The following is an 18,634-nucleotide window of genomic DNA, read 5'->3' as shown; positions in this document are numbered from 1 at the left end:
ATTTTTCTCCTTATTCCGATAGTGCCGGCACGACCGATGCACTTGTATTTGGAGGCGTTACAGGCGCCTCTGTAGTTGGTGGCGTAGGTACTACAGCTGTTTGTGAGGTAGTTTCGCTTGGCAATTTTGGCATTACGAGCGCGTGTTTCACTTGACTCACCGGTAAGTATCGATCCTCAGCAACTTGTTCACGCTTAATAAATGCCCCGTCTCGGTATACATCTCGGTATACTTTCACAAATAAGCCGTCGCTTCCCTCTCTGCGAGCCGTTACCGCATCATGCTTAGCAGGTGTCATCACCTGTACGATTTTCGTTTTGGCTACATCCGTCCTTTCTGTATAAGGCATATATATATAAGCGAATGGCAAACCTTCTATAGATAAGCTCATACTGCTATTCGTTAACTGAAACCGCATTGTGTAAGGTGTTTTATTGGGATTATACAAAATAAAGTCTGCTTTATCTTTTTCAATCCGCGCTTCTGTTCCCGCTTCTGCATACGCCGGTAGTTGCAGACTGATGCTGCGCTTACGCACTTCTAAATTGGTAGATAGAGCGGCCTCGTTCATAAGCGTGGCAATGACACTCAGTGCACTGTCTGTTAGAGACAGCTTTTCCTTTACAAGTTCCTGCAGCGATAGCTCATGTCCCGGCTCTAACGTAAGCGTTTCGTACTCAGTGAGCCATAAGCCCAGTTCATCCCTATACTTGTCAATCGCTTTAATTTCACTCTGTGCTACAACTCGATGTATACTTTCTTTTTGTAAAAATTCGGTTGCAACAAACGTTTTATCTCGTGCAAGATTTGCGCTTGCTTGTTGCAACGCCTTTTGCAGTACTTCCTGATTGATCGCTGCCACCACTTCCTGACTGAACTGTAAGGAAGCAATCAACTGCTTGCTATCCACAGTGACAATCAGTGGCGTACGCATTTTTTGCTTAGCACTCGCTATACTACCAGGTACATCAAATACAAAAGCTGTAGCCGGAACTGACACTGTCGCTTCCTGGTATGTAATTTGTATGTTTGAAGAAGCTAGCCAAGCATCCACTTGTTTTTGTACATTTTGCTGCGCCTGCTCACGTCCCATCCCGCTCACATTCACAGAGCCAATATATGTTCCTTCTTGAAAAGGTGCTGTAGTATCAAACAATTTCATCATGGCAGTGCGCAAGCCGAATTGGACAACAAAAACAAAGATACACGAAATACCTACTACAATTCCCAAACGAGCAAAACGCTTCATATCCAATCTCCCTTTTTGTGTTCCAACTCTTCTTCCCTAAATAAAAAATGCCCTGCTTGTTTATATAAGATATAAACAGCACTTCCGATAAACAAGACAACAAACAATATACTTTGCCATAAAGGAATTACGTATTGCAGCAAAAGAAAAAGCATAACAGCACAAAACGCTATACATGATATAATCACATGACCTAGGGTCGTTAGATTAAACTTAATCACATATAAAATCAAAAACAGCAAGACAGACGACAATAAGGTTGGAAATACATATGCCATCTTCATACTCCTTTTCAAAGTGTTATTTTAGTAACTCAAACTGCTTATGTATGAATAAAACTTTGTAAAAGCAGCGTACTTTGAATTGATTTAAGTAATTTCATCTTTTTTTCATTTCATTTTTGTATAACACCATTGTATTATAGCATTATATTATACTAGTAATGTAGAAGAGGAAAGATTGAAATGCAAAAAAAATCCGAAAACGGCCTCACACTCATTGAAGTACTCACATCCATCACTATTTTCTCAATTGTAACTGTTGGTTTATTCGCTGTATTTCCAAGAGCTTACATGTTTACAAAAGAGAATCAAACAAAAACAGTAGCAGTAAATCTGGCAAGAGGAGCACTTCACTACATGGAAAAGCAGGACTATGAGTTGTTAAAAGGGTATGTACTCACTCTTAACACCAAACCAGGCATATTAGACAACACAAGCATATGCAAACAAATATTTCCTATTCAGCTATCGGAACAAACATTTCAGCTTTCTCTATTCACGGATGAAACCAGTTGCGGCAAAATACTTGCTCCTACTATTAATAATGTCCTATACAACAACAAAAACATTCAAATCTTTTTAATGCCACAAAAATGGGGAGAAGATCAAATTCAATCCGTCATGCAGCACTTGAAATCGGTGCATCCGAATACAACTTTTACCTCAATACAAAAGCAGTTGACTGCATCTAATCCGCAAAAGTTAGGTAATACAGATGCTCTTCGTATTTTTGTTTACGTAGATTTACAGGAAAAAGATACGAAAGAAGGGGTACTGCTAGAAGGGAGTATTGCTCATGAAGCCATTCGTTAAAAGAATCAGCAACGAACGCGGTGTTACACTAGTTGAGCTCATGGCTACTATAACCATTATCTCCATAATAGGTGGCTCTATGTATGGTTTGCTAAGTCTTGGCTTACGTACCTATGAAAGTATTAATATCGAAGCCCGTCTGCGTGATGAAGCAGATTATGTTGTAACAATGATTATGAACGAGCTATATTCATCAGATTACGACGATGTACGCTACGATGCAAATCAACAAAGTCTACAATTCTTTCAGCGAAAAAGTGAGATGCCTATATTGCAAAACGATGACCTGCACTATGTATATACAAATAATACCATTCCTTCTGCACAACTTTTTATTGCTGATGGAGAAGTGGTGTTTGAGAAAATGGACGCAGAAGGAAAAGTATTAAAACATGTTACATTTGGCACTGATACAGATATTCAACTAGGTGCCGATTCTCAATTCAATATGCTTTGCACGAGTAAAAGCACCGTCTTTACTTACGTACAAAACAAAGTAGAGCCCGTCACGATGTGCAGCAACGGCATCGTTGAGCTGCAATTTATTTTTAAAGCTGCAAACGAGCGCATTCAGCCTCTGAATGTCAAAAGTGAGATTGGTTTTTAAGGAGGAGTTATGATTAACGAACGCGGTTCTACCCTTATTCTTGTATTATTAATTAGCCTTGTGTTTGTCACAGCTGGCTTAACAATCTTCTCTCTGACCATCTCTGGTGCCAAACGTGCGGAAATTCGGAAAGAAGATGTTGTGACTACACAACGTGCAATCGAGGAAATGAATCTGGTAATCAGTGATTTTAAAAAGTCTGTTCGTGCTATTTCACTCGACAATCTTTCTAAAGCAGAATATCGTATAAAACTGCAAGAAATTGAAGAAACATTACAGCAGAAATACACAAACGATGCGGTATTAACAATTCGCGATCATACAACTGAAGTCTTTGGCGCCGATGTTCACAATATATTCGCTCGTTATTACACCCTTTCTCTCATTTACATAAATGATGAGAACCCAGCACAACCAACAATCACTAAAACAATTGAACGGAATGTGTTACTTTCACCTACCCCAAGCTTTTTACAATATGCAATCGGTTCACAAGACGCCTTGAACTTAAACGGCGCTTCTGAAATTATTGGAAATGTATACGGTGCTACAGTAAGCCTTGCCAATGTTGCTCGCTATGTAAATCAATTGAGCAACAATCTAACAAGCGCCTTACCGTTTCAAAAAGGAGACACGCTCTATCCAGCTATTCAAGGAGATTTATTCGTAGATAAGCAACTGGACATTTACGAAGATGTAACCAAATTTGATGGCAACAGCCACGTTTCTTTTAATAAACAGCTGCTGTCGAGACAAAAGCCTGAAACATTGGCACCTTATTTTTATCAAAAAAGTGCACCACCTCTTATAAGAAAACCATATGATCCGTTTATTTCAATTGATTTCAAGAAAACCGTTGCTGATAAATTACATGCAATGAATGTTGGTTTATCATTAAAACCGGAAGACATTCCCGACAATAGCCATCCTGAACGCGCAAGAACAATTGCAGAGCAACTACAGGACCATCCTGGCGTGTACACCGTAGATCAAAGTGCTAGTTCCTTTAACTTCGCTGCTTTAGCAGCTGACAAAAACGTGATTTTATTAAAAACAAACCGTACAGAGCCCTTTTTGATTGCCAACGATGTGAAACTCGCACGAAAACAATGGCTTATTGTACAAGGTGACTTAGAACTGTACAGCAATAAAACTCCCATCACAATAGAAGGAAACTTGCTTGTACTTGGTAACCTTACTATTCGTGGTAACGCATTGGATGTAGGTGACGAAAAAGATAAAATTGTCTTTAACTCCACCATTTATACAACCGGTAAGACTACTATTTATAGTACAGATATTACAGGTACTGAAGAAGGTAAGCTTGTAGCATTTAGTCAGGATGATTTACTCATCAGCCGTATCAACGAGTTTCAAAGAACAAGCGATGCCGTGGAGCCGCTTGAAGCATTCTTCTATACAGACACATCTGCGGAACTTTACGGCGTCGGCTCTTTATTCAAAATTCACGGTGGTCTGTTCGCCAAGCAAGAGCTCACGATTAATGCAATCCGCCAAGATACCTTTTCTTCTCTTGGCGGCATTGTGAATCAAATTGTTCAGTTGCCATTGCTTTCAAGAAGCCTACAAGAAAACAAACCCTCTCGCTTTGTTGTTGAATACGATAAATCCGTCATTTTGCAGCAACTGGACGCGCTACCCCACGTCAGTCAACTGCAAGTGCTTGTTGAAGACTATACGATTACACCTGGCAAAAAGGCTTCCTCACCATGATGAGGAAGCCTTTTTCACTTACCAACGCAATAACGGCAAATCCGGATTTGGTAAAATACTACCTTGCTCCTGAACAGTGACTGTCACTGTTTTTGCTTTTCCTTGCGATACAGCTGTGATAACCGAAGTACCAGGTACTTTTCCTACAATGACACCGCCGCTGACAATAACAGCCTGTGGATTGCTTGTATGCCAGCTTTCAATACGCTTGTTCGTTGCATTTGCAGGTACAAATTGAAGCATATTTCGTAAATCACGTGTTTCTCCCACCGAGATAATCAAGCGATCCGGTGAAAAATATAAATCTTCTAGCGGTACAAATGAGGATTTTACCATTACATAAACAGTCGTTTGCGCACCACCTCCATCGCGTGCGCGTACAGTAATAGGAATTGGCAAATTTGTTGGTACCTTACCTGTTATAGTAAGTGAAACAACTTGTGTCGTTTCTTCTTCATTTGCACTATTCACATCCTCTATTTGCATAAAGGCACTATGAATCGGATTAGACAAACTCCATGACAAACCCTTATCTCCGGCATCTTCCGGACCGACTTGTACAGAGAGCTGTAACGTGCGCGTCTGCCCTTCTATCACTTCTATCTCGTTTGGCGTGACACGAATAGCGGAAAGATACGGACGCACGGTTACTCGTACAGCTTTTTCTATCACTTCGCCATTCATACCTTCACCACGCGCCGTAATAACCGTTGTCCCTGGAGCCCTCCCTGTTACACTGTAATCATCACTGCTTACAGAAGCAATGTGGGCCGCACTGTTTGTCCATTGCAACTTTTCAATCGCACTCTCTGGGATCACTACCAATCCGAGGGGCCTTGTTTCGCCAACTCGTAAGGTAATCTCCTCAGGCATGCGAATATCACGAATTGGATTTTTTACCACAACTGTAATCCAGTTGCTCGTAATTGACGTTCCAAATATGTCAGTAGCGATTACACGAATCTTCGTTTCGCCAACCTGAATAGGTAGTATCTCATGTGTAATGGAATCAACTTTTACGATAGGACTTTGCACTTCCCATTGGTAGGAAGCAACAATCGCATCTTTTGGCGTTTGCGTGATAATAACATTTTGCGGGACGCTATCTATATTTAGCTCTATATTGTCGGGTACCCTGATGTCCTTTAATGGTTGCCGTGCTGTAATAACATGTGGCTTTATCTCTGCTCTCTCTTCTTTTCCTCTCACATTAATATAGGTTACGTTTCCTTGCTTTAGTGTAAAATCTCCTGACTCAACAGCCTTCATGGAAACAGAAAAGCGAAATTCTTCTGCTGTAAAGAGCTGCTTCTCTCTCTTGTAAAGGATATCTCCTATATAGCCCGTTACAGTAGTAGTTCCGTCGCTATTAACCTGCTGTTGCAAAATACTTGATGAACTGACGTCAACAGTTATGCCTTTGGGAAAGGTTTCACTATATACGATATTGTTTAATGCATAAACATTATCATCCACAATACCTGTAAATGTAACATCAATCTCACCTTTGATTAATTTGCTAGGTTGCAATTGAAATTGAGCAAACTTTACAAAGTTTGGATGTTTCCCTAAATTACTTACAATTGCGATTGTCAAAGTGGCATTCTTTGTTCGATTTACGTATGCTATTAATTCCTCTTCATATTCATCTCTATTTTCACTTCTCGATACAATAAGCTCAGCGATATTTGGATTGTTATTTAATTCGGTTATTGTTACAGATTTTGTTAACCCTTCCTGCACATCATTTGGAATCGATTCTGTAAACTTGAGCCGTTTAGTAGACTTCATAAAATCATCAAACGACATCTTTGTCCCTGGTGGTCCTAGCTTTTTCTCTATACTTTGATGCATTGCAAATGGACGCAATCCACTTACTTTTACTTCTTGTCCATTGACACCACTCTCTGCAATCTTCTGTGCCTGCAATGTATAATCCACTTTAATCGTATCTTCATTTACTTTTACCATACCCATTTTGCTGAACATTCTTGTCACTTCTAAATCAGGCGCAGTCTTTTCAACCTGTAATGTAATGGTTTCCACTTGTTTGGCACTCGCATCGTCTGTTGCTTCAATACGAATCGTCGCTTGTCCACCGTCCGGTCTCTTTAGGTCGACCTCTTCACTTACTGTCGTTCCGCTAACAATGCGTCGTGTTGTACCTACTTCTTCCTCATTGACAAAGATACGCACGTTGACGAGGCGATCTTTTGCATCTAAATCTTCTACAGTAAATGAAAGCTGCTGCTTTTGATTGCTTGGTACAACGGTTCCCGTTTTTGGACTATGTACTGTAATAAGCGGCGCATGATTTGCACCTGCAAACGCTGTGTACATAGTATTAATAAATAACAATTGCTCATCTGGCGTTAACGTATTTGATGTATGACCAGCACCTGTATACGTAATGTTGTTGCGAGAATAAATATAATAATGATTATAGCTATCGCTATTATCTAGTTTACTATGATTGAGATTATACCAAGGCATAACGGCGGGGTCTTCCAAATCTAACGCGAAATATTGCGCATGTGTAGAAGCGACATTTACATTTCCTTTTAATTGATGCGGAAATTGTGTAATCATCCCCTCGTTTACACGCTGTGTATTTGTAACACTTCCGATTACCCCTTGACCGCCTCGTCCTAAGTTTGTTTCCAAATAATATTTACCGGGAGTTAATAGCTTTTGTTCTATGGTCTTACTCTCATAATCAGCTAAAATACCAGTTGGGTACATTTGTCCCGAGTACGGTAAAAAATTCACAAACCAGCTATTGGTGTCACGCAAGACATCATTATTACTTTTACCTACGCTATCTATACCGCCGCGGTCTCTTCTGAGCGTATCATGTGTCATAAATACGCTTTGACCACTCTCAATAAAGCGTTTGACAGCCCCTACAGGCGTGCTGTCGGATGCTGGATAGCGATTCAAATCAGCCGCAAGCTTTGCTGAACCATACTCATCTTTTAAACCAAAAATCAACATATTATATGTACCATTATTAATGGTTTTATAGCAATTTTGCGTACATGTAGGCGAAATAAACTGGTTCATAGTTACGACATTCAGTTTAATATTGTAGCCATCACCACGAATGGTATCGCCATCCAAGTGCGCTTTTAAAATTTCCAGCAAACTGCCGTCCGTCATAGAATTACCACTCAAAACCTGTAGTACATTGATGTCTATCGTTCTACCGTTCACATAAAATACACCCGTACTATAATCTTTTAACTCGCGATTATCGACCAGTTCCAATTTCCAACGTCTAATCCCCGCATAACCAGAGGGCAACTGATAAGAGAAGGAATAGTAGTCTGTTTTTTGCATCACCTTTACGTTATTTGTATAGACGCGTTCTGACGCTTCAAACTTGTTATTAAAATTTAAATCTATATAAAAATTCGCCTGTGTAACATCGGGATTGCCAACCGGCATCTTAAAAGAAAAATTGACAGTATCACCAGGATTATATTTATTTTTATAGTTTGTAATATATGTGTCATTTAGCGGGGTCAGACGCGGTCGCATCGAAGATTCGGCAAGTTTTCGTAGCATAGTAACCGCAGCCTGCGGCTCTACAAACTGCACACTTTGTTGCATCGAACCGAACTTTGTTTTCAGTACGTGCTCCTTCCCTTGTACTTGTTGCGTATTCGGCTGTTGCTTCAGTACCGAAGGATCGACAAGAACCGGGAGCTTACGATTAATATAATAGCGTTCAATTTCACTAAATTTTAATAACGTTATATCATTCATAACATTTGTTGTATTATATGTATCTGCACGCTTTGTGTTAGTCAACTGGCTAATTGCCGCAGTCGGATTTGGATCTAGTGTTGGAAATGCCGTTGAGTATGGATTTTCTTTTCCCTTGGCAATATAAATGGCATCATATTTCCCATCAAGTTCATCTCGCATAGCCACAAAGCGCTTCATTGGGATGCTAGTAACTTCTACTGCATTGCCAAGTGAATTAGCAATAGAATTCACGCCACTGTCTGTAATTTCTAACACTTTAAACTTTGGCTTTTCCTGTGCGTTCACACCTGCAAACGGTATAGTCGTCAGTAATAAAATTAGAATTGTTACGAATGCTATCCATCTTCTCATTGATCTCACTTCCCCTTTACTAGAGAAACAATACGTTCATTGCCAGATTGAATGGCAATGTCTAACAGCATTTCACCCTTTTTTGTCACTTGCGTTATATCACTTCTCGGCAGCAGGAGTGTCACTAACTCCTCATCTCCCTGTGCCACCCCGTAAAACAGCGCACTGTAGCCAGCTTCATCAGTTGCACGCGCATCCGCGCCGTGTTCAAGCAACAGCGTGGCAACTTCAATATTCCTTTGACGAACTGCTGTCATCAACGGTGTTACGCCTTGCTTTGTTGCTATATTTACATCTGCTCCCGCTTGCACCATTTGTTGCACATAATTCAGTTTATTTATATAAACCGCTTCATGAAGCGGTGTCCATCCTGCTCGATCAGCGTGATTTACATGCGCCCCGTTTTCTAATAACCACGAGAGTACACGCTCTTTTTCATATACCTCACTCGTTTCTATCACACTATAAAACAACGGTGTTCTTCCTTGCTGATCTGGTTCATTTAAACTATTTTTAGCGGCTTGTAAAATAGAAACATCACCATGTAGTGCGGCGTAATGTGTAATCATTTTCCCTTCTTTATCCTTTGCCTTTACATTTGCCCCCTCTTGTAAGAAATAAAGGACAATCTCCTCGTATCCGTGCTTTGCTGCGAACAACATGCCAGTATGTTTTTCTTTTGACGTTGTATTCGCGATTTGCTTTACTTTTCTTAAATCACCTACTTCGATTGCTGCTTCTAATGCCTGTTGCTTTTTGGGAGCAGCGCATCCCACTAAACCTATTATTGCCGCCATAATGATTATTTTCCTAATCACGTTACACCTCAATTACAAAAACTAGTATTATCGCAATATTATTATAAGTGAGTTTTTATTTATTGTCTTTTATTTTTCTATAAAATTCAATAAGAATATATACATAGAAAAACGACATTCTTTTTTGGGTGGGAAAGAAAAACGGGCAATGTGTGGTTGCGGTCAGTGCCTAAAAGATACGCGTGTCAAGTAAGAACATATACACGTAGCGAGGCGTTTTAGCGCTGTGATTTTCTTGCTGTTTCTATGTCGAAAAAATCATGTAGACTTATATAGATCAGAAAGAATCATGGACGATTTATAACAGCAATCATCCTTAGTACACCTTACGAGATCCTGTGCTCATGCTGTAAGAAATCGTGTTGATGCTTTCTTGTGGTTATAACTGTTTTAATTAAGAAACAGTAAAAAGCTTTGCGCGTCGCACAAAGCTTTTTATACGATTAAATATTTCCATCTTGCTTTGCAACAGTATGATAGATGGCTTCATGCTCCTCGGCCAACTTCTCTGTTGTTGTTTGCTCTCCATACAATACAAGGCGACGCGTTTCGCCGATTGTATCAGCAATCATGCCAGAAACATGATTCATAAGCTCCAGCAAAATGGTATTGTGCGCTGCTTTTGCAATAGCCATGTGGAATCGGAAATCAGTTGTTTCCGATTCGTCACTGCGCATTTTTCCAAGCCAGTATTGCATATCTGCTAAATCTTGTTCGGTGCGTCTTTGCGCTGCTGCTTGCACAGCTCCAACCTCCAGCACCTTCCGTACCTCAAACAAATCGGCCACATCTTCATGCTTTATCAATACTGTTGTATGTAAAGGAGATGTGACAGCGGATGCTTCAAAGCTCTTTACATATGTCCCCTCACCTTGCCGCATTTCAATTAGACCCATTGCCCGCAATGCCGTCAGTGCTTCACGCACGGCAAAGCGCCCCACTTGAAATTGCTCCGCAAGCTGATGAACTGGCAAGAGCTGATCATCAGGCTTTAAGGTACCGTCCTTAATCATACCAAGCAGAGTCTCGGTAACTTCTTCATATATTTTCTTAGGTCGCATCGACTTATATGTCAGAAAAATACCATCCTACTATCATCTATAGCCATATTGTCGTATGAAATGCTTGTAAGCTCAAATACTTATCACTGGGAATTCAAGAATAATGCTCGTACCGACTCCTTGCTCACTCTCTATTTGAATAGTTCCACCGTGGATTTCGACAATCTGTTTTACAATTGCTAACCCTAGTCCTGTACCGCCGCTTTGACGGGAACGTGCCTTATCAACGCGATAAAACCTTTCTCCAAGCTGGTTTACATGCTCAGGGGCAATGCCAATCCCTGAATCACAAATCATAAGCATGCACTTCTCTTTGTTTTGTGTCAGACATACTTTGATTTCACCTTGCTCTGTATAGCGCAAGGCATTGTCCATCAAGTTATGAATGACCTGACGGATTCGGTCTTCGTCAAGATCGGCAATCACATCTGGATCCAGCTGCTGCACAAGGCGCAAGCCCTTCTCCTGTATTTGCGGTTCATATAGTGCTAATTCATCTTCAATCAGTTGTGCAAAGACAGTCGGTTGCTTTTGCAGCGGAAATAACTCTCCTTCTAAACGCGCGAGATCAAGTAAATCATGAACAAGCCGCTCCATTCGTCCGGCTTCCCGATGAATTAAACCAATATATTTATTTGGGTCTTCTTTCGCAACCCCATCAAGAATGGCTTCACTGTATCCCTTTATGTAACTGAGCGGTGTGCGCAGCTCATGCGAAATATTTGCTAGAAATTCTTTTCGATGTAAGTCTTCCCGTTCAAGTGCTGACGCCATACTATTAAAGGCTGAAGCAAGCTTCCCTACTTCATCACTAGATGTAATTTCGATGCGCTGCGAAAAATCACCACCGGACATTTTATACGAAATGCGCTCCATTTGCAGAAGCGGTTTTGTAACAGCAAGGACAATCTTACGACCAATCCACGCCGCAGTCACAATAAGAAGAATGGATAATGGTGCTAAGATCCATCCGAGATCCACAATGAGGTCTTTTACACTCTTGAGTGGGATATACACATACAAAATACCAACCAGGCGCTTTTCATCCAAAACTGGAATGACCGTTCCGGTAATATTCCTATCAAAGCGCGGCTCATAGCCGGACTTCGTAATGGTGTCACCATGTAGCAAGTGCTGACGATCGTCTTCACTTACAATGGGGTTGTATTGAATTTCAAAGGGCAAGCATGCACTTAAATCACGTGGATTATCTACAAACATGATATTACTTTCAGACAGAGCATCAAAATCCGCCACCTGCTGCGAAAAGTGAGCACTGCCCTTTTTGGCATCATAACGTGACGCCAAACGCTTTCCTTCTGCTACCATCATCTCTTCCACATTCTGTACATACAGCTTTTCATACGAATAGAGCGAAACAACATATAAAAATGAAGCCGTAATGACTGCCACAGCACTAATGGTCAGCCACAGTTTTTGTACCATCGTTCGTTTCATATTACACCTCGAATTTATAACCCACGCCCCATACAGTATGAATACAATCTACATCACCAAATTTTAAACGGATGGTTTTTACATGCGTATCTACTGTGCGCGTACTACCTGCATAATCATAGCCCCATACCTTTTCAAGCAGCTGCTCACGACTGAAAACTTGTCCTTTATGCTCACACAAAAACAGTAATAAATCAAACTCTTTGACAGTGAGAGATACTTCTTCTCCGTTTACCAAAACACGTCTTCCTTTTTGATCAATGGTGATCGGTCCCCATTGTTGATTTGGCGTATCACGCTTTACATAGCGGCGCAGCACTGCTTCAAGACGTGCGATTAGCTCACCTGGGCTAAATGGCTTCACAATATAGTCATCCGCACCCATGCGAAGACCTGTTACTCGGTTCCACTCTTCACCCTTTGCGGTTAAAAAAATAATCGGTACATCAGATGTTTTTCGAACTTCATTACAAAGCGCTATCCCGTCCATCTTTGGCATCATCATATCTAAAATCAGCAAGTCGAACGAATCCTGCTGCAATTTTGTCAGCGCCGTTTCTCCATCTTCTGCTTCTGACCATGTATAGCCCGCATTTGTCAAATACATACCAACAAGTTGTCTCATATCATGCTCATCATCTACTATTAGTATATGTTTCATCCTTTTCCCTCCGTGAAATGAAACGGTCCTTTCCCAACTCTAATGCTATCAGTAAGCTGCATACGCTTAGGGTCGACAACATACACTTCATCGCTATCATAGCTTGCCACATAAATGCGGCCGTTTGTAAGCGTAACGGCAAACGGATTGGATCCTACCTGTACACTACCTTCCTCTTGATAGGTATCTCGATTGATTTTCCGTAATGTAGCTGAACCATGGCTCAACACATATACGTAGTCTTTATCCACCGCAAATCCAATCGGCATCATTGGGGCTGCGATGCTGCGCTTCATTCCTTTTGTATTATAAATATGAATGCTTTCATTTACTTCTTGTCCATTGCCATGGCCACCAATCCAAATCTCATCCTTCACAATCCCTCCGCCGACAGAAGAGAACGGGATAGAGAGAGTATCAGTCACGGTGCGTGTTTCTATATCAACAACAGACATTTTGGTATCCTGAAAGTTCAGAACATACAGCTTTTGATCTGCAAGCATCGTAAGTGGTTGATGTCCGACAGCTATCTCTGCTGTCTTTTTCCCAGTCAAGGCGTACACATCTACTGTGTCATTATGCTGATTTGCAAATACAACTTCACTTCCCATCAAAACAGCATTTGCAATACCTTCTCCTGTATTCCACTGACCAATTTCACGACCTTTGGCAAGAGAATATGTATATACCCTGTCTAATTGCTTGCCGTACAGAAGGAGTGTATCACCGTCCGGTAGCAAAAGTGTTCCCATCATTGCTTTATTTATCTTCCAAGTCGTCAATAGCTTATCATCCTTGGGGTCAATAAAACTAATGCTTCCCTCTTTAATATTAGAAGTAATTAATAGATTGCTTTGTGTCACAGGCGCAAAATGATTTCCGCTACAGCCTGCGAGCAAACATATCAACAACAGCCATTTTTTCACCTCTTCACCCCCTGCTCTTACCATAGCAAAAAATTGTGTGTAAACTGTGAAAACTCGCGCGCTTTTTATTTTACACTATATAATAAGGATACATGGCATGACAACTGAGGTGAATACATTGCTTGTTCCTGATTTAACCAAAAAGCTAGTACGCTGGGGAGACAATCGACTCATCTTATTAAAAAGCAATCCATATAGATAACCGAACACGAGCTTTTGATACGAGTATGCATCCTTGTAATAAGGATGCGTTTTTTATTAACGAAATGTATCAGCAATGTTACAACAATGTTAAAAAACACCCATATTTATCCTTTATATCTTCTCTAAATCGTTGATATACAGCAATTTTAAAATTTTTATTAGGAATTTATAGCCAATTTTCACATGATGCATATCGTGCATATGTATATTCCAATTACTTGTGCTTTCTGTTGTTGCGAACGATATGAAAACCGTTTTTATATTATTTATCAGGAAAATTATAGAAAAAATGAGTAACAGGAAAAATATCCCGTCTTTTCTCTCTCAAAAACTATGTTACTATGAATGTGTCAGACGGCAACACCACAAGCTGACATGATAAACAACCACACCGAAGCCATTTCGTTTCTATTTATAAATGAAATCAATTCAGGAGGTACTAACATGAAAAAAACACTTTTATTATCAGTAGCAGCAGCAACTGCTTTCACATTTGATGCTGGAGGTAACGCAGCAAAAGCGGAAACAGCACAACAAACAACTAAGGTTACTTACGCATCACCATTCGCGTTTTTATATCAACCTATGAATCAACAAGAATTACAAAATTTCTTTACATCATTTTTAAATAAGTCATTTACTTGGAAAGAAATAAAGCCTGTTGATTGCTTTACAGTAGGACAACCTGCGCCAGCGCAGCCGACACCAAACCCTGCGCCAGCACCGGCTCCTACGCCGCAACCAGCACCGCAGCCAGCTCCAGCACCAAAACCTGAGCCTACACCGGCGCCGGCTCCAAAGCCACAGCCAGCACCGCAGCCAGCTCCAGCACCAAAACCTGAGCCGGCTCCAGCTCCTGCGACTGGACTTAGTCAGTATGAGCAACGTGTTGTGGAATTAACAAACGTAGAGCGTGCGAAAAATGGTCTACCAGCATTAAAAGCAGATACAGCGCTAAGCAAAGTAGCAAAAGCAAAATCTCAAGATATGTACAATAAAAATTACTTCTCACATACGAGCCCAACTTACGGATCTCCATTTGATATGATGAAGCAGTTCGGTATCTCTTACCGCACAGCAGGTGAAAACATCGCAATGGGACAACGTACACCGGAAGAAGTTGTAAAAGCTTGGATGGACAGCCCAGGACACCGCGCTAACATTCTAAATAACACGTACACACATATTGGAGTGGGTTACGTGGAAGGCAAAAATGTTTGGACACAAATGTTCATTTCTAAATAATGATGGATGAGCCTTGCGCATGTAGCGCAAGGCTTTTTTATTGTTTCACCTTTGCTCAGGTTCATACATACATCTTATCTTTTCTGTGAATTATTACTAAACATGCTTTTTGCAATTCGTGCCACACTATAAAAGACTTTTCTTATAAGGGGGCCACAAAGCATGAATCGAATTATCAAAGGAACTGCTGCACTTGCTCTTTCGCTCACATTGTTTGGGTGTAATTCCGACATGAAAACCGGTCAAGAGCAACGTGAAATGGAAAAGCCATCCACCAAGAAAGTCGTGAACACAGGTGACGGCTATATTACGAAAAGTCCAATTTCTGCAACACCCTATTCCCCGTATGGCGATATAAACCGCTATATACGAGGAGAACGATACAGTCGTTACTACAACTACAATTATAATTACACACGCCCAAACACAGGGGAAAATGTCACAACGCCAACAGTTCCAACACCTACAGTACCAAACACAACTACACCGAATACAACGACACCAAATTTATCCGATAGTACTTTGATGCAGGTCGTGGAGCTGACAAACATCGAACGTCGTAAAGTTGGTTTAGCAGATTTAAAAATGGACACTGCGTTGTCTAAAGTTGCAGGTGCAAAGGCTGTTGATATGGAAACCAAAGGCTACTTTTCACACACAAGCCCAACTTACGGTTCTCCATTTGACATGATGCGTTCTTTTGGCATTTCATACCGCTCTGCCGGTGAAAATATTGCCAAAGGACAACGCACCGCGCAACAAGTTGTGACAGACTGGATGAATAGTCCAGGACACCGTGCTAATATTATGAATCAATCCTACACACATATTGGCGTAGGCCATACAAGCAGTACGAATTGCTGGGTACAAATGTTTATTTCAAAATAAAAAATGTTGTGACAAAAAGGTGTCTCTTATGACAGGAGACACCTTTTTTCTTATAATAATGTTTGTAAATCTACTGGTAGTGGCGCTTGTACTGTAAGATTTTCGCCCGTGATTGGATGTTGTAAACGAATTTGAGCTGCATGTAAAGCTTGACGCTTTAGGTAAGATGTACTCCCACCGTATAAGACATCTCCTAAAAGCGGATGGCCCATATGACTCATATGCACGCGAATTTGATGTGTACGTCCTGTATCTAGCTCTAGTTCCACAAGCGATATATTTTTTTCAGGTAAGTAGCGGATAACGTTATAGTGTGTGACTGCAGCATCTCCTTTTGGAGATACACGTCTGCGCGTTGGATGATGACGATCTCTCCCAATTGGAGCGTTAATGACTCCTTGCTTTGCTTGTAGCTTACCGTTTACAAGCGCAATATAGGTCCGTTTAATAGCACGCTCAAGCAGCAAACGATCCATAATAGCACCAGCCAACGCATGCTTCGCAAATACAACCGCTCCCGTTGTATCCTTATCCAGCCGATGAATATGCCGGACTTTGGTCTGTACACCTTCTTCTTGTAAATGATATGCCACCTGGTTCGCTAGCGTACCCGTGCCACCTTTTTCTGTGGGGTGCGTGTCCAACTGCACTGGTTTATTCACAATTAATACATGGTCATCTTCATATAATACAGCGGCCGCAGGTGCTTCGGGTTTCACATCATACTCCTCTTGTTTAAATAAGCAAACTGAAAGTGTTTCACCTTCCTCTACCTTTTCACTCCACCTCACCGCTTCGCTTTTATACAACACAGCTTTGTCCATACGAAATTGGTGCAACAGCTTTTTAGGAACGCCCCATTCCATTTTTAAAATATCTTCGATGGTGCGCCCATGCCAGCTCGCTGGTACTGTAATATGGCACCATTCTCCTTGTTTTGTTGTTTTCATCATATCACCTTCTCCGTCCATTGTACTGGAAACACAGGTGAATTTCCAAATAAAAAAAGAACAAAATCAAGAACTGCTCTTAACCCCTAACCGCTACTACACAATGACCGTTCTTCTCTCCCCTATAATTAAAAAGGTTTTGGTTTCCTTTTCTTAAAATAATGTAAAGAAAGCAAATTCTTTCTTCTCTCTCTTTTTCATATGATAAAATAGAGGTACATCTTATACAGAAAGGATTTTGATATCATGCTTGCTCGAAGGAGCATCTGGCAACGTCGTGATTTATCTTATACGTAGCGTTTTTGTTCGCTGACTCCATCTAAAGTGAACAAAAACGAAAGTGGGCGAAATTATGCGGAATCAACGACCACGTTATTCCTTTTGCTACATATAGCACAGTTAGCTGAGAAACTAACTGCTGCGACGTAGTTAGTTTCAGAAACCGTTCAAAAAACTAACTGCGAAAGAGGAATAACTATGAAATGGATTCGTTGGAAAGAAGCAAGTATGATTGTGTTTGGTTCATTTGTATTGGCGGCTGCATTTTATCATATTCATGTTCAAAATAACTTGGCAGAGGGCGGATTTATTGGTATCGCATTGCTTGTAAAGCAATACTTTAATATTTCTCCTGCCGTCACTACGCTATTACTTGATATCCCGCTTATATTGGTCGGATTGAAATTGCTTGGTAAACGCCTTGCAATTAACACCATTATTGGCGCAACATCATTCTCGATCTTTTATGCGTTGATGGAACGTTACTCACCGTTTTCGTTAAATCTATCACAGCACCTATTTGTAGCGTCTATTATAGGCGGTGTACTCGTCGGTGCCGGACTGGGATTGATTTTACGTCACGGCGGCGCAACAGGCGGAGATGATATTTTATCGCTACTAATCAGCAAAATCTCACGCTTATCCGTCGGCAAGGTATATTTTGTATTTGATGCAGTTGTTTTATTGGCATCTCTTATGTATTTGAGCTGGAACGAGGTTGCTTACACCATACTTTCTGTAGCGGTGTGCGCGTACATAACAGACCTCGTCTTATACAATAGAAAACAAGAGCCTGTATATATCTAAAAGTCGACATCCATCTCTCCTTTATCGCTCTCACACCATTGAAAAGAGAGACTTATTCCGGAATCATGTTAAAACAAAACAGTCCCCTACGCAGGTGGACTGTTTTTCATTGCTTTCATTTTACTAAGAATCTCCTCTGCCTTCATTTCATATGATAAATCATTAAAGAACGAAGCAAGCTTGCGATAATCATTGTATGCATCTAATAGCAAATCCATTTGCTGCGGAAGGGTCAATTCCATTTTCTTATCAGGTACTTTCTTGACCTTCACCGGATAGCTGTAGCCCCACATGTCTTGAATTTTATAATATTCATTCTCTACCTGAACAACCTTAACCAGCTCTTCTTCCTCTGCATCCAATGTATGTCCGTCAAACTCTCGAAACAGCTCGTAAATGACATGCGCATCTTGCGCATATAAGCTTTTTTCTAAACGATAGCCAACAATTCGATAAATATGTCCGTCGTTTTGCGTGAACTGTACGGTGTCGTTAAGTCTGAACTTAAATCCGAACATGCCCTCACCCGCC

15 protein-coding genes and 1 pseudogene are annotated in these 18,634 nt (G+C 40.8%); 6 read left to right on the top strand and 10 right to left on the bottom strand.

Going from position 1 to position 18,634, the window contains the following annotated elements; translation table 11 throughout:
• Positions 1–10: 10 nt before the first annotated feature.
• Entirely contained in the window at positions 11–1,249 is a 1,239-nt protein-coding gene (locus tag EEJ45_RS00565) for a VanW family protein (RefSeq protein ID WP_124562834.1), read from the bottom strand.
• Positions 1,246–1,527 (bottom strand): hypothetical protein, encoded by a 282-nt coding sequence (locus EEJ45_RS00560; RefSeq protein WP_124562833.1) that lies wholly within the window; start codon positions 1,525–1,527, stop codon positions 1,246–1,248. Before EEJ45_RS00560 ends, EEJ45_RS00565 begins: the two co-directional genes overlap by 4 nt.
• Positions 1,528–1,713: 186 nt before the next feature.
• Between EEJ45_RS00560 and EEJ45_RS00555 the strand changes: the two genes are divergently transcribed.
• From EEJ45_RS00555 to EEJ45_RS00545, 3 genes are read left to right on the top strand one after another with little or no spacing between them, the layout of a single operon-like run.
• Entirely contained in the window at positions 1,714–2,343 is a 630-nt protein-coding gene (locus EEJ45_RS00555; protein WP_124562832.1) for a type IV pilus modification PilV family protein, read from the top strand.
• Positions 2,327–2,950, top strand: a complete 624-nt coding sequence (locus tag EEJ45_RS00550) for a prepilin-type N-terminal cleavage/methylation domain-containing protein (protein WP_124562831.1) — start codon at positions 2,327–2,329, stop codon at positions 2,948–2,950. Before EEJ45_RS00555 ends, EEJ45_RS00550 begins: the two co-directional genes overlap by 17 nt.
• 9 nt (positions 2,951–2,959) lie before the next feature.
• Entirely contained in the window at positions 2,960–4,684 is a 1,725-nt protein-coding gene (locus EEJ45_RS00545; protein WP_124562830.1) for a hypothetical protein, read from the top strand.
• 18 nt (positions 4,685–4,702) lie between these two features.
• On the opposite strand, the gene EEJ45_RS00540 is transcribed toward EEJ45_RS00545, so the two are convergent.
• The 6 genes and pseudogenes from EEJ45_RS00540 to EEJ45_RS00515 form a co-directional block, all read right to left on the bottom strand.
• Entirely contained in the window at positions 4,703–8,806 is a 4,104-nt protein-coding gene (locus EEJ45_RS00540; protein WP_124562829.1) for a DUF5057 domain-containing protein, read from the bottom strand.
• A 5-nt stretch (positions 8,807–8,811) separates the two neighbouring features.
• On the bottom strand, positions 8,812–9,603 hold the full coding sequence (locus EEJ45_RS00535) for an ankyrin repeat domain-containing protein (RefSeq protein WP_124562828.1): 792 nt from the start codon (positions 9,601–9,603) through the stop codon (positions 8,812–8,814).
• Between the two features lie 476 nt (positions 9,604–10,079).
• Positions 10,080–10,685: pseudogene (locus EEJ45_RS00530) on the bottom strand (FadR/GntR family transcriptional regulator); the annotation flags it as partial.
• 72 nt (positions 10,686–10,757) lie between these two features.
• Positions 10,758–12,143, bottom strand: a complete 1,386-nt coding sequence (locus tag EEJ45_RS00525; protein ID WP_245999781.1) for a sensor histidine kinase — start codon at positions 12,141–12,143, stop codon at positions 10,758–10,760.
• Between the two features lies 1 nt (position 12,144).
• Positions 12,145–12,804, bottom strand: coding sequence for a response regulator transcription factor (locus tag EEJ45_RS00520; protein ID WP_124562826.1), 660 nt, complete (start codon positions 12,802–12,804; stop codon positions 12,145–12,147).
• Entirely contained in the window at positions 12,801–13,730 is a 930-nt protein-coding gene (locus EEJ45_RS00515) for a YncE family protein (protein WP_164464155.1), read from the bottom strand. The genes EEJ45_RS00520 and EEJ45_RS00515 overlap by 4 nt, the downstream gene beginning before the upstream one ends.
• A 648-nt stretch (positions 13,731–14,378) precedes the next feature.
• Here EEJ45_RS00515 and EEJ45_RS00510 point away from each other — a divergent pair.
• Positions 14,379–15,179 (top strand): CAP domain-containing protein, encoded by an 801-nt coding sequence (locus EEJ45_RS00510; RefSeq protein WP_124562824.1) that lies wholly within the window; start codon positions 14,379–14,381, stop codon positions 15,177–15,179.
• A 162-nt stretch (positions 15,180–15,341) separates the two neighbouring features.
• The gene (locus EEJ45_RS00505; protein ID WP_124562823.1) at positions 15,342–16,067 is read left to right on the top strand and encodes a CAP domain-containing protein; all 726 of its coding nucleotides are present in this window, start codon (positions 15,342–15,344) and stop codon (positions 16,065–16,067) included.
• A 50-nt stretch (positions 16,068–16,117) separates the two neighbouring features.
• On the opposite strand, the gene EEJ45_RS00500 is transcribed toward EEJ45_RS00505, so the two are convergent.
• Positions 16,118–17,017 carry an RluA family pseudouridine synthase gene (locus EEJ45_RS00500; RefSeq protein WP_124563185.1) on the bottom strand — a complete coding sequence of 300 codons (900 nt, stop codon included), beginning with the start codon at positions 17,015–17,017 and terminating at the stop codon, positions 16,118–16,120.
• Between the two features lie 507 nt (positions 17,018–17,524).
• Between EEJ45_RS00500 and EEJ45_RS00495 the strand changes: the two genes are divergently transcribed.
• Positions 17,525–18,103, top strand: coding sequence for a YitT family protein (locus EEJ45_RS00495; RefSeq protein WP_124563184.1), 579 nt, complete (start codon positions 17,525–17,527; stop codon positions 18,101–18,103).
• Between the two features lie 86 nt (positions 18,104–18,189).
• On the opposite strand, the gene EEJ45_RS00490 is transcribed toward EEJ45_RS00495, so the two are convergent.
• Entirely contained in the window at positions 18,190–18,621 is a 432-nt protein-coding gene (locus EEJ45_RS00490) for a histidinol dehydrogenase (protein ID WP_124562822.1), read from the bottom strand.
• Positions 18,622–18,634 lie beyond the last annotated feature (13 nt).

It is taken from the genome of Ectobacillus antri (genome assembly GCF_003852715.1).
Classification (GTDB): Bacteria; Bacillota; Bacilli; order Bacillales; family Bacillaceae_G; genus Ectobacillus; species Ectobacillus antri.
This window is presented reverse-complemented; position numbering and strand designations above follow the sequence as displayed.

What these genes read in the sequence shown, in the direction of transcription:
- EEJ45_RS00565 (WP_124562834.1), bottom strand. Translation starts at nt 1,249, where the DNA reads ATGAAGCGTTTTGCTCGTTTGGGAATTGTAGTAGGTATTTCGTGTATC.
- EEJ45_RS00560 (WP_124562833.1), bottom strand. Translation starts at nt 1,527, where the DNA reads ATGGCATATGTATTTCCAACCTTATTGTCGTCTGTCTTGCTGTTTTTG.
- EEJ45_RS00555 (WP_124562832.1), top strand. Translation starts at nt 1,714, where the DNA reads ATGCAAAAAAAATCCGAAAACGGCCTCACACTCATTGAAGTACTCACA.
- EEJ45_RS00550 (WP_124562831.1), top strand. Translation starts at nt 2,327, where the DNA reads ATGAAGCCATTCGTTAAAAGAATCAGCAACGAACGCGGTGTTACACTA.
- EEJ45_RS00545 (WP_124562830.1), top strand. Translation starts at nt 2,960, where the DNA reads ATGATTAACGAACGCGGTTCTACCCTTATTCTTGTATTATTAATTAGC.
- EEJ45_RS00540 (WP_124562829.1), bottom strand. Translation starts at nt 8,806, where the DNA reads ATGAGAAGATGGATAGCATTCGTAACAATTCTAATTTTATTACTGACG.
- EEJ45_RS00535 (WP_124562828.1), bottom strand. Translation starts at nt 9,603, where the DNA reads ATGGCGGCAATAATAGGTTTAGTGGGATGCGCTGCTCCCAAAAAGCAA.
- EEJ45_RS00525 (WP_245999781.1), bottom strand. Translation starts at nt 12,143, where the DNA reads ATGAAACGAACGATGGTACAAAAACTGTGGCTGACCATTAGTGCTGTG.
- EEJ45_RS00520 (WP_124562826.1), bottom strand. Translation starts at nt 12,804, where the DNA reads ATGAAACATATACTAATAGTAGATGATGAGCATGATATGAGACAACTT.
- EEJ45_RS00510 (WP_124562824.1), top strand. Translation starts at nt 14,379, where the DNA reads ATGAAAAAAACACTTTTATTATCAGTAGCAGCAGCAACTGCTTTCACA.
- EEJ45_RS00505 (WP_124562823.1), top strand. Translation starts at nt 15,342, where the DNA reads ATGAATCGAATTATCAAAGGAACTGCTGCACTTGCTCTTTCGCTCACA.
- EEJ45_RS00500 (WP_124563185.1), bottom strand. Translation starts at nt 17,017, where the DNA reads ATGAAAACAACAAAACAAGGAGAATGGTGCCATATTACAGTACCAGCG.
- EEJ45_RS00495 (WP_124563184.1), top strand. Translation starts at nt 17,525, where the DNA reads ATGATTGTGTTTGGTTCATTTGTATTGGCGGCTGCATTTTATCATATT.
- EEJ45_RS00490 (WP_124562822.1), bottom strand. Translation starts at nt 18,621, where the DNA reads ATGTTCGGATTTAAGTTCAGACTTAACGACACCGTACAGTTCACGCAA.